The organism is Pseudomonas sp. W4I3, assembly GCF_030816195.1.
GTDB lineage: Bacteria > Pseudomonadota > Gammaproteobacteria > Pseudomonadales > Pseudomonadaceae > Aquipseudomonas.
Genome location: NZ_JAUSXS010000001.1, coordinates 962,276 through 980,732, shown reverse-complemented (window position 1 = coordinate 980,732; position 18,457 = coordinate 962,276). Strand labels below are relative to the sequence as shown.

Below are 18,457 nucleotides of genomic sequence, written 5' to 3'. Positions count from 1 at the left end.
CTCCATTGACCGTTGAACGTGGCTTAAAAACGTAGCCCATTAAGCTCAGCGGATCGAGAAAGGTCGCATGGAAAAAAGAGACAGGATGATACACAGGGTGCAGCAATGGCCTTGGGCCAAATTCGACTACAGGAACACCACAAACCAAATGTGGGAGGGGGCTTGCCCCCTCCCACCATTTTGGAACTGCGCTACGACTGGATCAGCGGTTCTGCACACGCTCAATCGCCGTGTCATACACCGGATTAGCCTTTTGCTCCTTGGCCAACTGATAGTGACGCAACGCGTCCGGGAACTGGCCCGCCGCTTCGTAGATCCGCGCAATGTTGTAGTAGGCGCCCGCGCGTACGGTTGCCGCATTGGCCCCCGTCGCCAAGGCGATAGCCTTGCGGTCAGCCCAGATCGACTCGGCGGTGTTACCAGCCTTTTGATACGCCAGGCCAAGGTTGCCGTAGGCTTTACCGAAGCCGTTATCCAACTCAATGGCCTGACGGAACAGCTCAATCGCCTGGTCCAGGTTACCCGCCTGGTAGGCCGCTTCACCTTGCAGGTTCAGACGTTTCGCATCAGCCTGTACGGAAGAGCTGACAACCACTGCGGTAACGGCAACGCTGTCATCCAGCAAGGGTTTGACTTCGTTGAGCACATTCGCTGCATCCACGGTCACGCCGCTGAAGGTGTTGATGTCCTGGAAATCGCCACTGCCGGTCATGCGGAACACTGTCCACAGGTTACCGCTGCGGTTTTTAGGGACGTAGTAGGTACGCACCAGCGACTGGCCCATGTACACAAACACCTTGGCTTCGCTGTTGGACAACTGACGCGAACCTGGATTGCCGCCGTTGCTGTAGTCGTGCACGGCGTAAACGTAGCTTTCGCCGTAGTGTTTTTTCTGCAGGGTAATGGTTTCCGGGCCGTAGCTGTCGGTGTCGTCCACGTCCAACGCGGCGTCGGTGCCGGTCTTGTTCTCGAAGTAGATGTTGTTGCCGGGGAAGATCATGTGGGAGTCAAGATCGTCCGGCGTCTGGCCCCAGGTCAGCACCACGCGCAAGCCGTCGAGGTTTTCCATCACCGGGCTGATCGCGTAGGTCATGCCCTTGCACGGGCACTTCACCACCAGGTTGGAGTAGCCGGGCTTCTTGATGATCAATAGATTGCTGGCGTCGTCAGCAGCCTCGCTGGTCAGCGTGACTTGCCCTTGAGCGTTGGTGCGGCCCACTACGTTCTGCGCACCGTTGCGTTGCAGCAGCACCTCGGCGTCGGCGATTTTCTGGTCCTTGACCACCGCACTCAGCACCTCGATCGGCAACTGCTCGGCCTGAACGGAAAAAGCCACCGCACACAATGACATTGCCGAAGCAACACGAAGCAAACCCATGCCTAACTCCCTTTAAGTAGTGGGCGGAATCGCCCTACAAGATTTTGCGGTGAAACATACGCTGAATTCAGCCTGCTGGCGCAGTATTTATACAAAATGTGACGTGGTTTTATCCCGCCTGCCCGCTGACGCATTGCGCTACAATCAAGCCTTGCTACCCAGGAGGACGCTGCGATGAGCGAACTGACGTTTGAGCAAAAACAGGATCACTACCACAAGATCCGCCGTTCCAACTACCTGGCCAGCCTGCGCCTGGAAGGGTTCGAGACCCAACCGGCCGACGTCGACAAGCCCCTGCCGACCCGCGAAGCCGTGCTTGCCAAGTACCGCAACACTCCACGCTGATGCTCGACAAATACGGGGTGGGCCAGGACCCGTACTGCTACCCCGGTAGCAGCGTCCTGCGCAACCGCCTCGATTTGCTCGACGAACACCGCCTGCACCAGGCCGAGCGGGAATTATCCGAAATCGCCGTAAGCAGCCTCCCGCTCTTCCCCCCGCCTTACGATCTCGACCGCCTGCAACACATCCACCGCACACTGTTCGGTGACATCTATGACTGGGCCGGCGAGTTGCGCAGCGTCAACATCCAAAAAGGCGACACCCTGTTCTGCACCCCCGAACGTATCCCGCCAGAAGCCGCGAAAATCGCCCGGCAGATGGCCGAGGCAAACTGGTTTGTCGGCGCCAGCCAAGCCGAGCTGGTGACGCAGATTGCCCAAGCCTATGGCGACCTCAACGTTATCCACCCCTTCCGCGAGGGCAACGGCCGGGCGCAGCGAATTTTGTTCGAACAGATCATCGTGAATGCGGGGTTTTCGGTGAACTGGTGGCTGGTCAAACACGCGGCGTGGATACCGGCGAATATTGATGCAGTGGCGCGTGTGATTATCGGGCGTTGGAGGCGATTTTTCAGCGGTGTATCAGTAGGCCTGTAGGGCAGTGATCGTTCCTCAAGCGCTGCGTGGGTCCTCTTCATACCTGACACACCGTCACTGCGGGCAAACCCGGCTCCCACATTTCTGCCAGTTCAGCCTTCCAAATAAGCATCAAGCCGTAAAACTGTAAGAAGCCGCCGGACGGCGCGTCGTCCATTTCTGAAACGGCCTAAAACACTCGTCTGGCCCTCTACAAATCCACGTTTTCCTGGCTGAGACTGGACCCCCCTTCAACTGCCCCGACGAAAAAACGTGAACATCGAAAGGACTCAATATATCGGCCACTATGGCATCACTTTCACAGTGATTCGTCTCACCGTGATGCCAAACAATCGACAAGAGCTAGCCAAACTTTGCTTGCTGGAAGCGAAAGCATCAGCGATAGAGGTCCGCTTGCGACTTCAGAAGTTGTACGAAAAGATGCTCGCCCGAGATCTACCCTGCGTCATGACGGTTGCCGTCTCAAAGCCATTGACCAGGAAGCAGGCAGATAGCTTGAACAATCGAAACAACCTCATCAAAGAAATCATTTCTGGCGCAGTTGCAACCCCTGTCGGGATCATATCCAGCAAAGCAGAATCGATCATCGAGAATGCTGTCAGCGATTTGATTTCTCACACGCTTCGCAACTTTCATAGCGCAGACATCATCATTGGCCTGGATGCTCAGGTCAGTGGTGGCATAGGCCCGCAGCGCTCAAGCGTCTCAATGCATGTGTACTCAGATGAATCTTGATCAATGGCTTTACCTACAAACAGCACTGTTATTAGCTCTCCATCTATTGCTTTATTACAAAATCATTGACTGCACGTTAAGAAGGCGTTTCGCCATTGCCTTCATCGTAACGGCACTGGCTCTGTTGCTCTGGCTGCCCTACGTCGCCGTCATCCTGAACATTCAACTCCTTCCCCTGGCCGTGTTTTTGATAGGCTTGGCACTCTTCATCACCCGAAACAAATACCGCCTAAAACGCAACAGCCCCCCTCACCCACTCCTGCGCGCCCCCACCATGAACCTCGCCCCCAACTTCCCCAAAGACCCCGTCATGCAGCAACTCCTGCAATTACTGCACGAAGAAATCGGCCTGCCGAAACACAAGACCATCCATCTGCAAACCTCACTCAATTTCGACCTGGGCTGTGACGGCAGCGAGGCCAAGCAACTGATGGAAGCACTGGAGCAGGAGTTCGCCCTCGACCTGGGCGACTACGACACTTATCGTTACTTCAACCCACCGGTCTTCGACGTGTTCCTCAAGCGCCGGGCCAAGGGCCGTGGCGACAAAGTCCCGCTGACCATTGGTATGCTCTACCTGGCGATCAAGACCCACAGCTGGGACACGCAAACACTGGAAAACCTGAGCTGAAACGAGAGCGCTGAGGTTCAAATGTGGGAGGGGGCTTGCCCCCGATAGCAGTGTGTCAGCCAGCAAATTTTTGACTGTTAAACCGCAATCGGGGGCAAGCCCCCTCCTACATTAGCTTTGCGCAAATCTGGCGAGCGGTATACATAACAAGGACCTTACATGGACGTAACGATGGGCCTGCTGGCCGCCCTGCTCTGGGGCGGCACCGACTTTCTGGTGGGCCTCAACGCCCGAGCCGTTGGTGTTAAACGCGCGGTGTATTTCGGCCAAGCCCTCGGCTTTTTGATCATGACCCTGCTGCTGGTCATATTCCCGGCCTTCCTCTTCAAATCCCTTGATGCTCCCTTTGGCGTCTGGCTTCTAGGCATCACCGCCGCTTTACTGACCGTTTCCGGCGCCCTTGCGCTGTCCAAGGCCTTCGCCCTGGGCAAAGCGGCCATCGTTGCGCCGCTGGTCACGTCCTATGGCGTAGTAACCACCCTGCTGTCCTGGGCCAGCGGTGAGCACATCAGCCTGGCTCAACTTGGCTGCATCGCCCTGTGCGTGATCGGCGTAATTCTTTCCAGTATCCATAAAGAAAACGGGGTACCTCACAGCAACCCCCGCCTGTCCATCGCCTACGCCCTGCTCGCAGCAACACTCTATGGCGCGAGTTTCTGGCTGCAAGGCCGCTACACACTGCCCGCGCTGGGGCCTGTCACCATGCTGTGGCTGGGTTACCTGGTGGGTTTGTGCGTGTTGGTGGTGATGGTGCTGAAGATCAAGGACGGCTTGAAAATTCCGCCGCTGAGCAACTGCGCAACGTTGACCGGTGCGAGCCTGATGAACCTCGGCGGGTTCTCGGCGTTTTCGTGGGGTGCCATGGCCGGCTCGGTGTCGGTTGTGACCGTGATCAGTACGCTATCAGGCGGTATTGCGGCGATCCTGGGATGTTTGTTCTTCAAGGAACGGTTGTCGGCAGTACAGGTTCTAGGGGTGATATTAGTCCTGGTCGGTGCCGTGGTATTGCACATGACCAACTGACCACCCGCGCACAAAAAAGCCGCCCACTAGGGGCGGCTTTTTCACAACCAGCGACTCTTACAACTTAGGCCCCGCAGCCTTGATTGCATCGCTCACTTCAAACTTCTTGAAGTTCTCGATGAACAACCCAGCCAACGCTTTCGCCGCTTCGTCGTAGGCAGCCTTGTCAGCCCACGTGTTACGTGGGTTCAACAGGCCGGTCTCAACGCCCGGTACGGCCAATGGCACGTCGAGGTTGATGGTGTCCAGGTGTTCGGTTTCGGCACCGATCAACGCGCCGCTCTGGATCGCTGCGATCACGCCGCGAGTGGTCGGGATGTTGAAGCGTTTGCCGACGCCGTAGCCGCCGCCGGTCCAGCCGGTGTTAACCAGGTAGACCTTGGAGCCGAAGCCGCGGATGCGCTTGATCAATAGCTCAGCGTATTCACCGGCCGGGCGCGGGAAGAACGGTGCGCCGAAGCAGGTGGAGAAGGTCGACTTGATGCCGCTGCCCGAACCCATTTCGGTCGAGCCCACCAGAGCGGTGTAGCCGGACAGGAAGTGGTAGGCCGCTTGTTCTTCGCTGAGGATCGACACGGGCGGCAGTACGCCGGTCAGGTCGCAGGTCAGGAAGATCACCGCGTTGGGCTCGCCGCCCAGGTTCTTCTCGGAACGCTTGGCGACGTGCTCCAGTGGGTAGGCGGCGCGGCTGTTCTGGGTCAGGCTGACATCGGCGTAGTCGGCATGCTTGGCCTCGTCGATAACGACGTTTTCCAGCACGGCGCCGTGCTTGATGGCTTTCCAGATAACCGGCTCGTTCTTCTCGGACAGGTCGATGCACTTGGCATAGCAACCGCCTTCGATGTTGAACACCACGCCTTCGCCCCAACCGTGCTCGTCGTCACCGATCAGGTAACGGCTTTCGTCGGCGGACAGGGTGGTCTTGCCGGTGCCGGACAGGCCGAAGAACAGGGTCACATCGCCTGCTTCACCGATGTTGGCGGCGCAGTGCATCGGCAACACGTCAGCGGCCGGCAGCAGGAAGTTCTGCACCGAGAACATGGCTTTCTTCATTTCACCGGCGTAACGCATGCCGGCGATCAGCACTTTTTTCTGGGCGAAGTTGAGGATCACGCAACCGTCGGAATTGGTGCCATCACGCTCTGGCACGCATTCGAAGTTGGCCACGTTGAGCACTTGCCACTCTTCACGACCGGCCGGGTTGTACTGGGCCGGGTTGATGAACAGGCAACGACCGAACAGGTTCTGCCAGGCAGTCTGCGTGGTCATTTTCACGGCCAGGTAGTGGTCTTCGGCTGCCCCTACGTGAACGTGGGAAACGAAGTGCTCCTGCGCGTTGTTGAAGGCCTCGACGCGAGCCCAGAGGGCGTCGAACTTGTCGGCCGGGAACTTGCGGTTGATCGGGCCCCAGGCGATTGCGTCCTGGGTGGTCGGCTCTTCAACGATGAAACGATCGACCGGCGAACGACCGGTGCGGTGACCGGTTTCTACGACCAGCGCGCCAGTATCGGCAAGCACGCCTTCACCGCGCTGCAGGGCTTCTTTGACCAGATCGTCAACACTCAGATCGGTGTATACGGCGTTATTGGCTTGCGTCATGAGGTTCCCCGTCGGCCTATGGCCGAGTGCTCCAAACGTTTTGTAGTAGAAAGTTGCGCACTACTACCGCGAAAAAAGTGGGCCGGATTATGCCAGAAAAGCCCAAAAAGAGTAGGGCCCTCCCGTCAGAACAGCGCTATCTCGGCGTTTGTCAGGTGATTTACCTGTGCTTAAACGTTTTAGTGGCGGGTGTCGGAAGGGGTGTCGATGCCTGCGCCGGCGAACAATTGGGCTACATCGGCAGCATCGAACAGATAACGCTCGTTACAGAACTGGCAATCGATCTCGATATGACCGCCGTGTTCCACCACCAGATTTTGCGCATCTTCCAGGCCTAGGCTGACCAGAGCATTGGCTGAGCGCTCGCGGGAGCAGCTGCAGTTGAAGCGCAGGGACTGTTCGTCGAACAGGCGCACGGCTTCTTCATGGTACAAGCGGTGCAAAATGGTCTCGTTGTCCAGAGCCAGCAATTCTTCTGCGGTCAAGGTGCCAGCCAGGGCGGTCAGCTTGCGCCAGCTATCAGTGCGCTCATCCTCATCCTTGATCCGGTCGGCCGGCAATTGCTGCAACAACAGGCCGCGCGCGCGCTTGCCGTCAGCATTGAGCCAGAACTTGGTGCCGACTTGCTGGGACATTACGAAATAGTTGGTAAAGCAGTCCGCCAAGGTCTCGCCGTCGAGGTCAACGATACCCTGGTAGCGCTGGCCCTCAGTGGGGTCAACGGTAATCGCCAGCACGCCATCGGCCATCAGCTCGGAAAATGTGGCATCCGGTGTGATCCGGTCGACGTCATAACGGGCCAGGCCACGGATTTCGCGCTCGCTGGAGCACTCGATCATCAGCATCGGGATCGGGCCTTCGGAACGCGCCTGCAGAATCAGCAAGCCATCGAATTTCATCGTACCCACCAGCAGCGCAGCCGCTGCCATCAACTCACCGAGCAATTGCGCGACCGGCTCTGGATACGCGTGTTTGGCAAGGACTTCGGCATAGCTGAGCTCCAACGAAACCAGTTCGCCGCGGGCGTCGTTCTCGTCAAAGATAAAGCGTTGGGTGAAGTCGGTATCCGGTAGATCAGTCATAGGTCTGGGTATCTGAAGTGATGACAAAATGATTACAACGTTTATAAAATTAAACGCTTTAGCACCATATTGGTGCGGTTTCTCCTGAAACAAGGAGCTATAGAGCGATGAGGAACAGTTTATGAACAATCCGGGTTTGTTCCAAGCGAACTGGAACCTCCGGCGGTGGGCTCTTTGCAATCTACTCGCTATCGGGCTGCTGTGTTTTTGGCTGTGGCCCACGGGCCAGATGCTGTGTGTGATTTTCGACGAGTGGCTGTTTCACCTGCTCAATGACCCGCTGGCGAGCAGCGCCACCTGGTTGCATGTATGGGCCGTGGCAAGCCTGCGGCCGTTTGATGCGGTCGTCGGGGTGATCTTGTTGGCGCTGCTGATACGCGGCGACTGGGTGTTCAAGGCCGTGCAGGTGCGCCAGGCGTTCTTTGGCTTCCTCGGTATTCTTCTGTTGCTGCTGTTTATCCGCATGCTGTTTTCCAAGCTCGCGGCGCAGATGGGTTGGCAGCACAGCAGCCCGTCCATGGTGATTGGCGGCGCGGTTCAGATGAGCGATTTTTTCCCTGGGCTGGAGAAAACCTGGGAATTGAAAGACCGTTCAAGCCAGAGCTTCCCCGGTGATCATGCTTCCGTATTGTTGATCTGGGCGATGTTCATGACCGTCTTCGCCAAGCGCGTCGGCCAGGTGCTGGTGATCTGGGGCATGGCGCTGCTGTTCATGATGCCGCGACTGGTAGCAGGCGCGCATTGGGGGCAGGACGATTACATCGGCGGGGTCTTGCTGGCACTGTTGGCGTTGGGCTGGGGTTACTACACCCCGTTTGCGGCGAAGGTGTCGGGGTTCCTGTTGCGGGTAACAGCGCCGGTTTTCGGATTGCTCGGCAGATTGCCGGTGATCGGGCGACTGAGTGTGATGCGCACAACCCCTTAACACCGCAGGATAAATGTGGGAGGAGGCTTGCTCCCTCCCACTTTTTTGATCTTCTTCGGGTTGGCGATTCGTGTCATTAATCGTCGTTGCCACTGCCGCGAAACTTGAACAGATCACGCCGTTGCTTCTTGCTCGGCTTGCCATCGGTGGTCAAGCCCGAAGCCCCCGCCTTGCGCATCGCCGCCGCGTTCTCACGCTTGGCAATGCTGGCCTCGGTCTCCGCATACAATGCCTGCGCTTCAGGCGCGCCACGGCGCACGGCAGACAGCGCCTGAACCACGATGGTTTTTTCATCGAACCCTGTACGAATCTGAAACTCGTCGCCGACTCGTGGCTCCTTCCCCGGCTTGCAGCGCTCGCCACGATGGTGCACCTTGCCGCTCTCGATAGCAGCCTTGGCCAAGGCACGGGTTTTGTAGAACCGCGCGGCCCACAACCACTTGTCCAATCGAACCTTTTCTTCCTCTTCGTGTTTTTGAGCCACTTGAATTCCTCGCTCTGAAAAATGTCGCAACCTTACCGTTGATGCCCTTCGACGCATAAACCCCAAGGCTCACCTAAGATACGCCAGGTACCACCCTGTTTTCGCGAGGATACGCTGTGACCGACTTTCCCATTTCTCTCACCTCGCCCAATCAGCGGTGCGTGGGTTGCCAGCAAAGCGAGCCTCTGGGGTTCGATTTTGCTTTCGCCTACCAGCCTATCGTAGACCTGCGCGACCAATCGATATTTGCCAATGAAGCGTTGGTACGCGGCATCCAGGGTGAAGGCGCGCTGTCGGTGCTGGCCCATGTCAACGAAACCAATCGCTACCGCTTCGACCAGCGTTGCCGCACCCAGGCAATTGCCGGCGCTGCTGCCCTGGGCATGCAGACTCACCTGTCGATCAACTTCATGCCCAATGCCGTATACCGTCCGGAACTGTGTATCCGCAGCACCCTGGAAGCTGCCCGTGCGCACAATTTTCCGCTGGACCGCCTGATTTTCGAGACACTGGAAAGCGAGCATGTAGATAACTATCGCCATTTGACGAATATTCTGCGTGAATACCGCGACTTCGGCTTCAAGACCGCCATCGACGATTTCGGCGCGGGCTATTCGGGGCTGAATCTGCTGGCCGATTTCCAACCTGACCTGATCAAACTCGACATGGCGCTGATTCGCGATGTCGACCAGGACCGTGTCCGTCAGGTGATCGTCCGGGGGATTGTCACAATCTGTGAGCAGTTGGGGGTTACTGTCATCGCCGAAGGCATCGAAAGTGCCGGCGAGCGGGACTTCCTTTCCGACTGTGGAATATTTCTGATGCAGGGTTACTGGTTCGCCAGGCCTGCATTCAATGCCCTGGCCAAGGTTTCACCTCACGCCTGGGCACATTGACCGGTACCCATATTGAAGACATTTGACCATTTGACCGTTGTGGGTCTGCGTGAATGGGTGGCGCTTCCCGACTTGGGAGTGGCCGGCCTGCGCGCCAAGATCGACACCGGTGCCAGTACCTCAAGCCTGCACGCCACCGACATCGAACCGTTCGAGCGTGACGGTGAGAAGTGGGTGCGTTTTACCGCGCACCTGGGCAGCGTGGTGCAACTGCGCCACCGCCGCTGCGAAGCGCCCCTGGTGACGATGAAAACCATCAAGAGCTCCAACGGCCATGCGCAGGTGCGCTATGTGATCAGCACCACCCTGGCGCTGGGTGATCGGGTGTGGCGGGTGGAATTCACCCTCGCTTGCCGCAAGGCCATGCGTTATCGACTGCTGCTGGGCTCCAAGGCGCTGATTGACGGCCAATTGGTGGTCAGCCCAGGCGTCAAGTATGTTCAAGACAAGCCGGTGTTCCCGGTCTCCACTATTTCTGCCCCAGGTGCTGCATGAAGATTGCTGTGCTGTCGCGAAACCCGCGTCTGTATTCCACCCGCCGCCTGGTCGAGGCCGGCACTGAACGTGGCCATGAAATGGTGGTGATCGACACGTTGCGGGCCTATATGAACATTGCCAGCCACAAGCCGCAGATCCACTACCGTGGCAAGCCGCTGGAAGGTTTTGATGCGGTAATCCCGCGCATCGGCGCCTCCGTGACGTTCTACGGCTGCGCGGTACTGCGCCAGTTCGAAATGATGGGCGTGTTCCCGCTGAATGAATCCGTGGCCATCGCACGTTCGCGGGACAAGTTGCGCTCGCTGCAGCTGCTGTCGCGCCGGGGTATTGGCCTGCCGGTCACCGGCTTTGCCCACTCCCCGGATGACATCCCCGACCTGATCGAAATGGTCAATGGCGCGCCGCTGGTGATCAAGGTGCTGGAAGGCACCCAGGGCATTGGCGTGGTCTTGTGCGAAACGGCAACGGCAGCGGAGTCGGTGATCGAGGCGTTCATGGGCCTCAAGCAGAACATCATGGTGCAGGAGTACATCAAGGAAGCCGGCGGTGCGGATATCCGCTGCTTCGTGGTGGGCGACAAGGTGATCGCGGCCATGAAGCGCCAGGCCAAGCCGGGTGAGTTCCGCTCCAACCTGCACCGTGGCGGCAGCGCCAGCCTGATCAAGATCACCCCGGAGGAGCGCATGACCGCGCTGCGTGCAGCCAAGGTCATGGGGCTGGCCGTGGCCGGCGTGGATATTCTGCGCTCCAACCATGGGCCGCTGGTGATGGAAGTTAACTCATCACCAGGCCTGGAAGGGATCGAGACCACCACCAGCAAGGATGTGGCGGGGATCATCATTCAGCATCTGGAAAAGAACGGCGGGCCGAATATGACTCGGACCAAGGGTAAGGGCTGAAAAGCTCTGCCCCTGATACAACATCAGTTCAAATGTGGGAGGGGGCTTGCTCCCGATAGCGGTGGGTCAGTTACATCTGCATTGACTGACATTCTGCTATCGGGAGCAAGCCCCCTCCCACATTTGATTCATGTTGTCTGTTAGACCGCATCCCTGGGCAACATCAACCCGAGCGGCAAGCGCACCCGTGCTTCCAGCCCGCCCTCTTCACGGTTGCGCAATTCGACGTTGCCGCCGTGCATCGACGCAATCCGCCGCACGATCGCCAACCCCAAACCGGTACCTTTACCGCCTCGGGCGCGGTCGCCACGGGTGAACGGGTTGAAAATGGCTTCCAGTTCAGCCGGGTCGATGCCAGTACCGCGGTCCATCACGCTCAGCACCACATAAGGCGCAGCGCTGTCGCCAGACACGTAGGCCGCCACTTCCACATCCGAACCGGCATGATGCAAGGCATTGCCGATCAGGTTGTTGAGCAGGCGCTTCATCGACACCCTGCGTAAAGCAAATGGCTGAATCGGCTCCAGGCGCATGCGCACCTGTTCCCCACTCTGGTTATAGGGCGCGACCACTTCACGCACCAGATCAGTCAGGTCGACCTCCTCCACAACCTCATCACGCCCGTCACGGATGAACGCCAGGAACTGGTCCAGGATTGCGTCCATATCCTCGATGTCCCGCACCATGTCATCGGTGAGGTCGGTATGGTCGCCCATCAACTCCAGGGACAAGCGCAAGCGCGTCAGCGGCGTGCGCAGGTCATGGGACACACCCGCCAGCATCAGCTCGCGCTCGCGCCCGGCCTGCTCGACATCCTCCGCCATCTGGTTGAATGCGCCATACACCTCGGTCATCTCACTGGGCGTATCGCTGACCGGCAGGCGCACGCTGCGCCCCTGACCCAATTGGCGGGCCGCGAACACCAGACGCTTGAGCGGTTGGTTGAGCTGGCGCACGAAGATCCATGCGGACGCGGTTGAAAGCAGGCCGATCGCAAGGAACCAGCCCAATACGTTCCAGATTTTCTGACCGCGCAGCGGGTGCGGATACAGCGGCACCTTGATCCAGGCATCTCCCAGACTCGGCGCCCTCACCCACAGCGCAGGCGAAACATGCATGCGCAGCCGCACTTCGGTGTCTTCGCCCAGCTCCGCCTGCATCTGGCGCTGGTAGATTTCACTGTAGGGCCAATGCTGTTCGCCCTCAGGCACGCCGGCGCCGTCAACCCGAATCAGCGTAGAGGCCTTGGCTACTTTTTCACGGTTCTCGGGGTCTACGGCCCAGTAGGCACGCAACGTCAAGGCGACACCATGGCTGTACTGCCGATCCACCAGCACGTCCTCGTTCATCAGTAGATAAACCAGTGTGAGGGCTTTCGAAAACAGAACGACGATCAGCACCAGCCAAAGGGTGCGGGAGAAGAAACTTTGCGGGAACCACAGCGGGGTTTTCATAGGAGACAGCTAGACACCTTGCAGAAACGAGCGGCGCTCGCAGAATTGCAGACGCCGGACACCCCGTCGACCCCCAAGGAATCAAACGCCGGATGCCCGCCCCTGCAAATCATCGGTCACTTGGTTGCGGTGCCATCCGGCACAAACACATAACCCACACCCCACACCGTCTGGATATATCGCGGCTTGGAAGGGTCTGGCTCGATCATCCGGCGCAGTCGAGAGATCTGCACGTCGATGGAGCGCTCCAGCGCGTCCCATTCTCGGCCACGGGCCAGGTTCATCAGCTTGTCGCGGGTCAGTGGCTGGCGAGCGTTCATCACCAGAGCCTTGAGCACCGCGAATTCGCCGGTGGTGAGCATGTGCACTTCGTCGCCACGCTTGAGCTCGCGGGTGGCCAGGGACAACTCGTAGTCGCCAAAGGTCACGCTTTCGTCTTCGCTGCCTGGCGCACCCGGTACCGAGGGGGCCTGACGGCGTAATACGGCCTTGACCCGCGCCATCAACTCGTCAGGGTTGAACGGCTTGGCCAGGTAGTCATCAGCGCCCAGTTCGAGGCCCTTGATACGACTCAGCTCATCACCCTTGGCGGTGAGCATGATGATCGGGATCTGGTTGTTCGCGCCGCGCAGACGCTTGCAGGCGGTCAGGCCGTCTTCGCCGGGCAACATCAGGTCGAGCACGACCAGATTGAACACTTCGCGACCCAACAGGCGGTCCATCTGCTCGGTGTTCGGCACCGCGCGCGCCCGGTAGCCTTTGGAGTTGAAGAAACGCTCCAGCAGGCTGCTCAGCCCCGGATCGTCGTCAACGATGAGAATTTTTTCGCCTTCAGCAGTTTGTGCAGTGCTGCTCATTAGATGCTCCTCTTATCTCGGCGCGCATTATGGCCTAGCTGCCGTTATACGCACCGTGTGCATTGTTAGCAGATTTTTCGTCTACCGCCAGCCAAGCCGCGCCCCGGAACCACCGGCGCAGTAGCCCCCAAGGGCAGAACGCTGGTTATAATGCGGCGCCTTTGTGCAGGGCAACGTCAGATCGTTACCGTTTACTGCCGGGCTTTTTTTTACCCGCTTGTCGTGTTTTTTCGATTTCGAGGGTCAATAGGCTGCCTCTTGACCCAGGCAGCGGCGCCAGTCGGGCCGCTCAACCAGCCTCGCAAGGCCTTGTTTTCCGGGCATGCGAGCTGCTTTTTCAGAATTTCAGGTGGTTTTATGGACAGCATCAACAGCCGCATCGCCGAGGAACTCGGTGTACGCCCACAACAGGTCGAAGCGGCCGTCGCGCTACTGGATGAGGGCTCTACGGTGCCTTTCATCGCCCGTTACCGAAAAGAGGTGACCGGCAGCCTTGACGACATCCAGCTGCGACACCTGGAAGAGCGCCTGCGCTACCTGCGAGAACTCGACGAGCGGCGTATCAGCATCCTCGCCAGCATCGAGGAACAGGGCAAGCTGACCCCACAGCTGGAGCGCGACATCAAGCTCGCCGATACCAAGACCCGCCTCGAAGACCTTTACCTGCCGTATAAACAGAAACGCCGTACAAAGGGTCAGATCGCACTGGAAGCCGGCCTGGGTGACTTGGCCGACGGTTTGTTCAATGACCCGTCGCTGGCCCCGGAAACCGAAGCCGCACGCTTTATCGATGCGGAAAAAGGCGTCGCTGATATCAAGGCCGCACTCGAAGGCGCCAAGTACATCCTGATGGAGCGCTTCGCGGAAAACGCCAGCCTGCTGGAAAAACTGCGCACCTACCTCAAGCAGGAAGCCATTCTCAGCGCCCGCGTCATCGCCGGCAAAGAGGAAGAAGGCGCCAAGTTCCGCGATTACTTCGAACACGACGAACCGCTCAAAAGCATGCCGTCCCACCGCGCCCTGGCGATTTTCCGCGGCCGTAACGAGGGCATTCTCAGCTCCGCGCTCAAAGTCGGTGACGAGCTGCCAGGCACCATGCACCCGTGCGAAGGCATGATCGGTCAACAATTCGGCATCCAGAATCAGAATCGTCCTGCGGACAAGTGGCTCGGTGAAGTCGTGCGCTGGACCTGGAAGGTCAAGCTCTACACCCACCTGGAAACCGACCTGCTCGGTGAGCTGCGTGATGGTGCCGAAACCGAGGCGATCAACGTGTTCGCCCACAACCTGCATGACCTGCTCCTGGCCGCACCGGCCGGCCCACGGGCGACCCTGGGCCTGGACCCGGGCCTGCGCACCGGTTGCAAGGTCGCGGTGGTCGACGCCACCGGCAAGCTGCTGGACCACGCCACCGTCTACCCGCACGTACCGCACAACAAGTGGGACCAGACCCTCGCGATCCTGGCCGCCCTGTGCGCCAAGCACGCCGTGGACCTGATCGCCATCGGCAACGGCACCGCCAGCCGCGAAACCGACAAGCTGGCCGCCGAGCTGATCAAAAAATACCCGGCCATGAAGATGACCAAGGTCATGGTCTCCGAAGCGGGTGCTTCGGTGTACTCGGCCTCGGAACTGGCGTCCAAGGAATTCCCGGACCTCGACGTGTCGATCCGCGGCGCCGTATCCATTGCCCGTCGCCTGCAGGATCCGCTGGCCGAGCTGGTGAAAATCGACCCCAAATCCATCGGCGTCGGCCAATACCAGCACGACGTGTCGCAGCTCAAGCTGGCGCGTGGCCTGGATGCGGTGGTGGAAGACTGCGTGAACGCCGTGGGTGTGGACGTGAACACCGCCTCCGTGGCGCTGCTCGCGCGTATCTCCGGCCTCAACGCTACCCTCGCGCAGAATATCGTCACCCACCGCGACGAGAACGGTGCGTTCAAAACCCGCGCCGCGCTGAAAAAAGTCGCGCGCCTGGGTGAGAAAACCTTCGAGCAAGCCGCCGGTTTCCTACGCGTAATGAACGGCGATAACCCGCTGGATGCGTCTGCGGTTCACCCGGAAGCCTATCCGCTGGTACAGCGCATTGCCGCCGAAACCGATCGCGACATCCGCTCGCTGATCGGCGACGCCGCGTTCCTCAAGCGCCTGGACCCGAAGAAGTACACCGACGAAACCTTCGGCGTACCCACTATCGCTGACATCCTGCAGGAACTGGAAAAACCCGGCCGCGACCCACGCCCCGAGTTCAAGACCGCCGAGTTCCAGGACGGTGTCGAAGACCTCAAGGACCTGCAACCGGGCATGATCCTCGAAGGCGTGGTGACCAACGTGACCAACTTCGGTGCGTTCGTGGATATCGGCGTGCATCAGGACGGTTTGGTGCACATCTCCGCGCTTTCGGAGAAGTTCATCAAGGACCCTCGCGAAGCGGTGAAGGCCGGTGACGTGGTTAAGGTCAAGGTGATGGAAGTCGACATCCCGCGCAAACGCGTTGGCCTGTCGATGCGCATGAGCGACACCCCCGGCGAGAAAATCGACGGTGCCCGTGGCGCGCGCCCTGGCTCGGCACCGCGCTCGTCGCAGAACACCGCGCCGCGCAAGGAAACCGCAACAGCCGCACCGAGCAACAACGCCATGGCCTCGCTATTCGCCAATGCCAAGCAGTTGAAGAAGCGCTGATGGACATTCCAGCCGGTTTGACCCAGAGCGCGTTCAGCGAGCTGATCGGCTGCCGCCTGCAACGCCTGGATGAGGGCGTTGCCGAGGTGGCCCTGAGCCTGGCGCCGCAGTTGCGCAATCGCGGCGGCAAGCTGCATGGCGGCGCGATTTTCAGCCTGGTGGACATCACCATGGGGCTGGCATGCTCCAGCGTTCACGGGTTCGACCAGCAGAGCGCGACCATCGAGTGCAAGATCAACTATATCCGCGCCGTTGAAGACGGTGACGTGTTGTGCACCAGTCGGGTGATTCACGCCGGCAGGCGCACATTGGTGGTCGAAGCCGACGTGTACCAAGGCGAAAGACTTGTCGCAAAAGCACAGGGCACGTTCGCTGTCCTATAGCTCCCTGCCCCTGATTTGAGTTAATTTCGGCGCTGCGACAACAGCGTCGGAATTTTATCGCTTCGCTGTAGCCCAATTCATGGAGTGAAGTAGGCATATTCAGAGCGGGTCAAATCGACTCAGAACCAGGCGATCACGCCAGTTTCAACTTCACCCTTGTAGACCGTCTTGCCCACCCCCATATTGGGGCGACTGACGCGTGAAGGAATCCAACTTGAGCGAACTTCTCAACCGCCGCCTGGCCCTGCTCGGCAAGCGCGAACACCTCTCCCTGCTAGAGCACTGCCTGCATGGCATCGAGCGTGAATGCCTGCGCGTCACCAGCGAGGGTCGCCTGGCCCAGACGCCGCATCCCGAAGCCCTGGGCGCCGCGTTGACCCACGAACAGATCACCACCGACTACTCGGAGTCGCTGCTGGAGTTCATCACTCCCGCGCTGCCCAACCCGGCCGATACCCTGAGCAGCCTGGACAAGATCCATCGCTTTGCCTACAGCAAATTGGGCAGCGAATACCTGTGGAGCCCCTCGATGCCGTGTCCGTTGCCGGCCGAGGAAGACATTCCGATTGCCTACTACGGCACGTCCAATATCGGGCAGCTCAAGTACGTTTACCGCAAGGGCCTGGCCCTGCGCTACGGCAAGACCATGCAATGCATCGCCGGTATCCACTACAATTTTTCGCTGCCCGAAGAGCTATGGCCGTTGCTCAAGGAAGCCGAAGGGTTTGTCGGCACCGACCGCGACTATCAATCCACCGCCTATATCGCGCTGATTCGTAACTTCCGTCGCTACAGCTGGCTGCTGATGTACCTGTTCGGTGCCTCGCCGGCCCTGGACGCGGGTTTCCTGCGCGGCCGCTCGCACCAGCTTGAAGTGCTCGACGCCGAAACGCTGTACTTGCCGTACGCCACCAGCCTGCGCATGAGCGACCTGGGTTACCAGAGCAACGCCCAAGCCGGCCTCACGCCGTGCTACAACGACCTGGCCAGCTACACCGACAGTCTGCGCGAAGCGGTGGCAACGCCCTACGCGCCGTATGTCGAAGTCGGCACGCACAAGGATGGTGAGTGGGTGCAGCTCAACACCAATATCCTGCAGATCGAAAACGAGTACTACTCCAACATCCGCCCCAAGCGCGTGACCTATACCGGCGAGCGGCCGATCCAGGCGCTGATGGCCCGTGGCATCCAGTACATCGAAGTGCGCTGCCTGGACATCAACCCGTTTCTGCCAATGGGTATCGATCTTCCCGAGTCGCGCTTTCTCGACGCGTTCTTGTTGTATTGCGCGTTGAACGACAGCCCGCTGTTTGCCAATAACGAATGCGGTAATGCCACCTCCAACTTCCTCAGCGTGGTCAAGGAAGGCCGCCGGCCGGGCCTGCAATTGCAGCGCGAAGGCCAAGCGGTGGGTATGAAAGAGTGGGCTGCCGAACTGCTGGAACAAATCGCGCCGCTGGCCGCCCTGCTCGATGAGAGCCATGGCATCACTGAACACAGCCAGGCCCTGGACGCTCAACTGGCCAAGGTCAACGACCCGTCTCTGACACCGTCAGCTCAGGTGCTGGCAGTGATGGCCGAGCGCAAGGAAAGTTTTGCGCAGTTCTCGCTGCACCAGAGCGAGCTGCACGCTGAGTACTTCCGCAAGGAACCGCTTCCCGCCGAGGAACAGGCGCGCTTTGAAGAACTGGCACGTACGTCGCTGGCTCAACAGGCTGAGCTTGAACAGAACGAAGTGGGCGATTTCGATGTGTTCGTCGGCTCGTACCAGGCAAGCATTCTGGCGATCAGCAACTGATTGAGGCCGAAGCTGGTTTAAAAATGTGGCGGGGGGCTTGCTCCCGATAGCAAAGTGTCAGTCGACCCATTAGTGACTGACCCACCGCTATCGGGGGCAAGCCCCCTCCCACATTGGCTTTCTGCACATTCGAGATTCACAGTCACTTCTGTCACTAAGCTAATTCGAAAATGTTATTTATTTTCGGATTCTTAG

Annotated in this window: 17 protein-coding genes and 1 pseudogene; 12 read left to right on the top strand and 6 right to left on the bottom strand. The window is 59.1% G+C overall.

Features of this window, described 5'->3' with window-relative positions; translation table 11 throughout:
• Window positions 1–202: 202 nt before the first annotated feature.
• On the bottom strand, window positions 203–1,378 hold the full coding sequence (locus tag QF045_RS04370; RefSeq protein ID WP_306491192.1) for a tetratricopeptide repeat protein: 1,176 nt from the start codon (window positions 1,376–1,378) through the stop codon (window positions 203–205).
• A 174-nt stretch (window positions 1,379–1,552) separates the two neighbouring features.
• On the opposite strand from QF045_RS04370, the gene QF045_RS04365 reads away from it, so the two are divergent.
• The 5 genes and pseudogenes from QF045_RS04365 (at window position 1,553) to QF045_RS04345 (ending at window position 4,705) form a co-directional block, all read left to right on the top strand.
• Entirely contained in the window at window positions 1,553–1,723 is a 171-nt protein-coding gene (locus tag QF045_RS04365) for a YhfG family protein (protein ID WP_080761377.1), read from the top strand.
• Window positions 1,723–2,324 (top strand): annotated as a pseudogene (locus QF045_RS04360) (putative adenosine monophosphate-protein transferase Fic). Before QF045_RS04365 ends, QF045_RS04360 begins: the two are co-directional and overlap by 1 nt.
• A gap of 244 nt (window positions 2,325–2,568) precedes the next feature.
• Entirely contained in the window at window positions 2,569–3,051 is a 483-nt protein-coding gene (locus tag QF045_RS04355; protein WP_306491191.1) for a hypothetical protein, read from the top strand.
• A gap of 274 nt (window positions 3,052–3,325) precedes the next feature.
• The gene (locus tag QF045_RS04350; protein ID WP_124365435.1) at window positions 3,326–3,682 is read left to right on the top strand and encodes a DUF1493 family protein; all 357 of its coding nucleotides are present in this window, start codon (window positions 3,326–3,328) and stop codon (window positions 3,680–3,682) included.
• A gap of 159 nt (window positions 3,683–3,841) precedes the next feature.
• Entirely contained in the window at window positions 3,842–4,705 is an 864-nt protein-coding gene (locus QF045_RS04345; RefSeq protein ID WP_306491190.1) for a DMT family transporter, read from the top strand.
• A 57-nt stretch (window positions 4,706–4,762) separates the two neighbouring features.
• Here the strand turns inward: QF045_RS04345 and QF045_RS04340 are convergent, their stop codons facing one another.
• A complete protein-coding gene (locus QF045_RS04340; protein ID WP_306491189.1) occupies window positions 4,763–6,304 on the bottom strand; it encodes a phosphoenolpyruvate carboxykinase in 1,542 nt (513 codons plus the stop codon).
• Window positions 6,305–6,483: 179 nt separating this feature from the next.
• Window positions 6,484–7,386: an Hsp33 family molecular chaperone HslO gene (hslO, locus tag QF045_RS04335; RefSeq protein ID WP_306491188.1), complete on the bottom strand. Its 903-nt coding sequence runs from the start codon at window positions 7,384–7,386 to the stop codon at window positions 6,484–6,486.
• Window positions 7,387–7,507: 121 nt separating this feature from the next.
• On the opposite strand from hslO, the gene QF045_RS04330 reads away from it, so the two are divergent.
• Window positions 7,508–8,311 (top strand): phosphatase PAP2 family protein, encoded by an 804-nt coding sequence (locus tag QF045_RS04330; RefSeq protein ID WP_306491187.1) that lies wholly within the window; start codon window positions 7,508–7,510, stop codon window positions 8,309–8,311.
• A 76-nt stretch (window positions 8,312–8,387) separates the two neighbouring features.
• Here the strand turns inward: QF045_RS04330 and QF045_RS04325 are convergent, their stop codons facing one another.
• Window positions 8,388–8,795 carry an RNA-binding S4 domain-containing protein gene (locus QF045_RS04325; protein ID WP_306491186.1) on the bottom strand — a complete coding sequence of 136 codons (408 nt, stop codon included), beginning with the start codon at window positions 8,793–8,795 and terminating at the stop codon, window positions 8,388–8,390.
• 116 nt (window positions 8,796–8,911) lie between these two features.
• Between QF045_RS04325 and QF045_RS04320 the strand changes: the two genes are divergently transcribed.
• Genes QF045_RS04320 through rimK form a run of 3 tightly spaced genes read left to right on the top strand, consistent with a single transcriptional unit; the run spans window position 8,912 to window position 11,088 of the window.
• Complete coding sequence (locus QF045_RS04320) at window positions 8,912–9,691, top strand: EAL domain-containing protein (protein WP_306491185.1); 780 nt, start codon at window positions 8,912–8,914, stop codon at window positions 9,689–9,691.
• Between the two features lie 30 nt (window positions 9,692–9,721).
• On the top strand, window positions 9,722–10,186 hold the full coding sequence (locus QF045_RS04315) for an ATP-dependent zinc protease (protein WP_177413543.1): 465 nt from the start codon (window positions 9,722–9,724) through the stop codon (window positions 10,184–10,186).
• Window positions 10,183–11,088: a 30S ribosomal protein S6--L-glutamate ligase gene (gene rimK, locus QF045_RS04310; RefSeq protein ID WP_065937176.1), complete on the top strand. Its 906-nt coding sequence runs from the start codon at window positions 10,183–10,185 to the stop codon at window positions 11,086–11,088. Before QF045_RS04315 ends, rimK begins: the two co-directional genes overlap by 4 nt.
• A gap of 140 nt (window positions 11,089–11,228) precedes the next feature.
• Here the strand turns inward: rimK and QF045_RS04305 are convergent, their stop codons facing one another.
• Window positions 11,229–12,542: an ATP-binding protein gene (locus QF045_RS04305; protein ID WP_124384654.1), complete on the bottom strand. Its 1,314-nt coding sequence runs from the start codon at window positions 12,540–12,542 to the stop codon at window positions 11,229–11,231.
• A 116-nt stretch (window positions 12,543–12,658) separates the two neighbouring features.
• On the bottom strand, window positions 12,659–13,399 hold the full coding sequence (gene ompR, locus QF045_RS04300; protein ID WP_003236035.1) for a two-component system response regulator OmpR: 741 nt from the start codon (window positions 13,397–13,399) through the stop codon (window positions 12,659–12,661).
• Window positions 13,400–13,756: 357 nt separating this feature from the next.
• Between ompR and QF045_RS04295 the strand changes: the two genes are divergently transcribed.
• The 3 genes from QF045_RS04295 to gshA all read left to right on the top strand — a co-directional run bounded on the left by QF045_RS04295 (window position 13,757) and on the right by gshA (window position 18,262).
• Window positions 13,757–16,081, top strand: coding sequence for a Tex family protein (locus QF045_RS04295; RefSeq protein WP_306491184.1), 2,325 nt, complete (start codon window positions 13,757–13,759; stop codon window positions 16,079–16,081).
• Window positions 16,081–16,464, top strand: a complete 384-nt coding sequence (locus QF045_RS04290; RefSeq protein ID WP_306491183.1) for a PaaI family thioesterase — start codon at window positions 16,081–16,083, stop codon at window positions 16,462–16,464. Before QF045_RS04295 ends, QF045_RS04290 begins: the two co-directional genes overlap by 1 nt.
• A gap of 214 nt (window positions 16,465–16,678) precedes the next feature.
• Complete coding sequence (gshA, locus tag QF045_RS04285) at window positions 16,679–18,262, top strand: glutamate--cysteine ligase (protein ID WP_306491182.1); 1,584 nt, start codon at window positions 16,679–16,681, stop codon at window positions 18,260–18,262.
• Window positions 18,263–18,457: the final 195 nt, after the last annotated feature.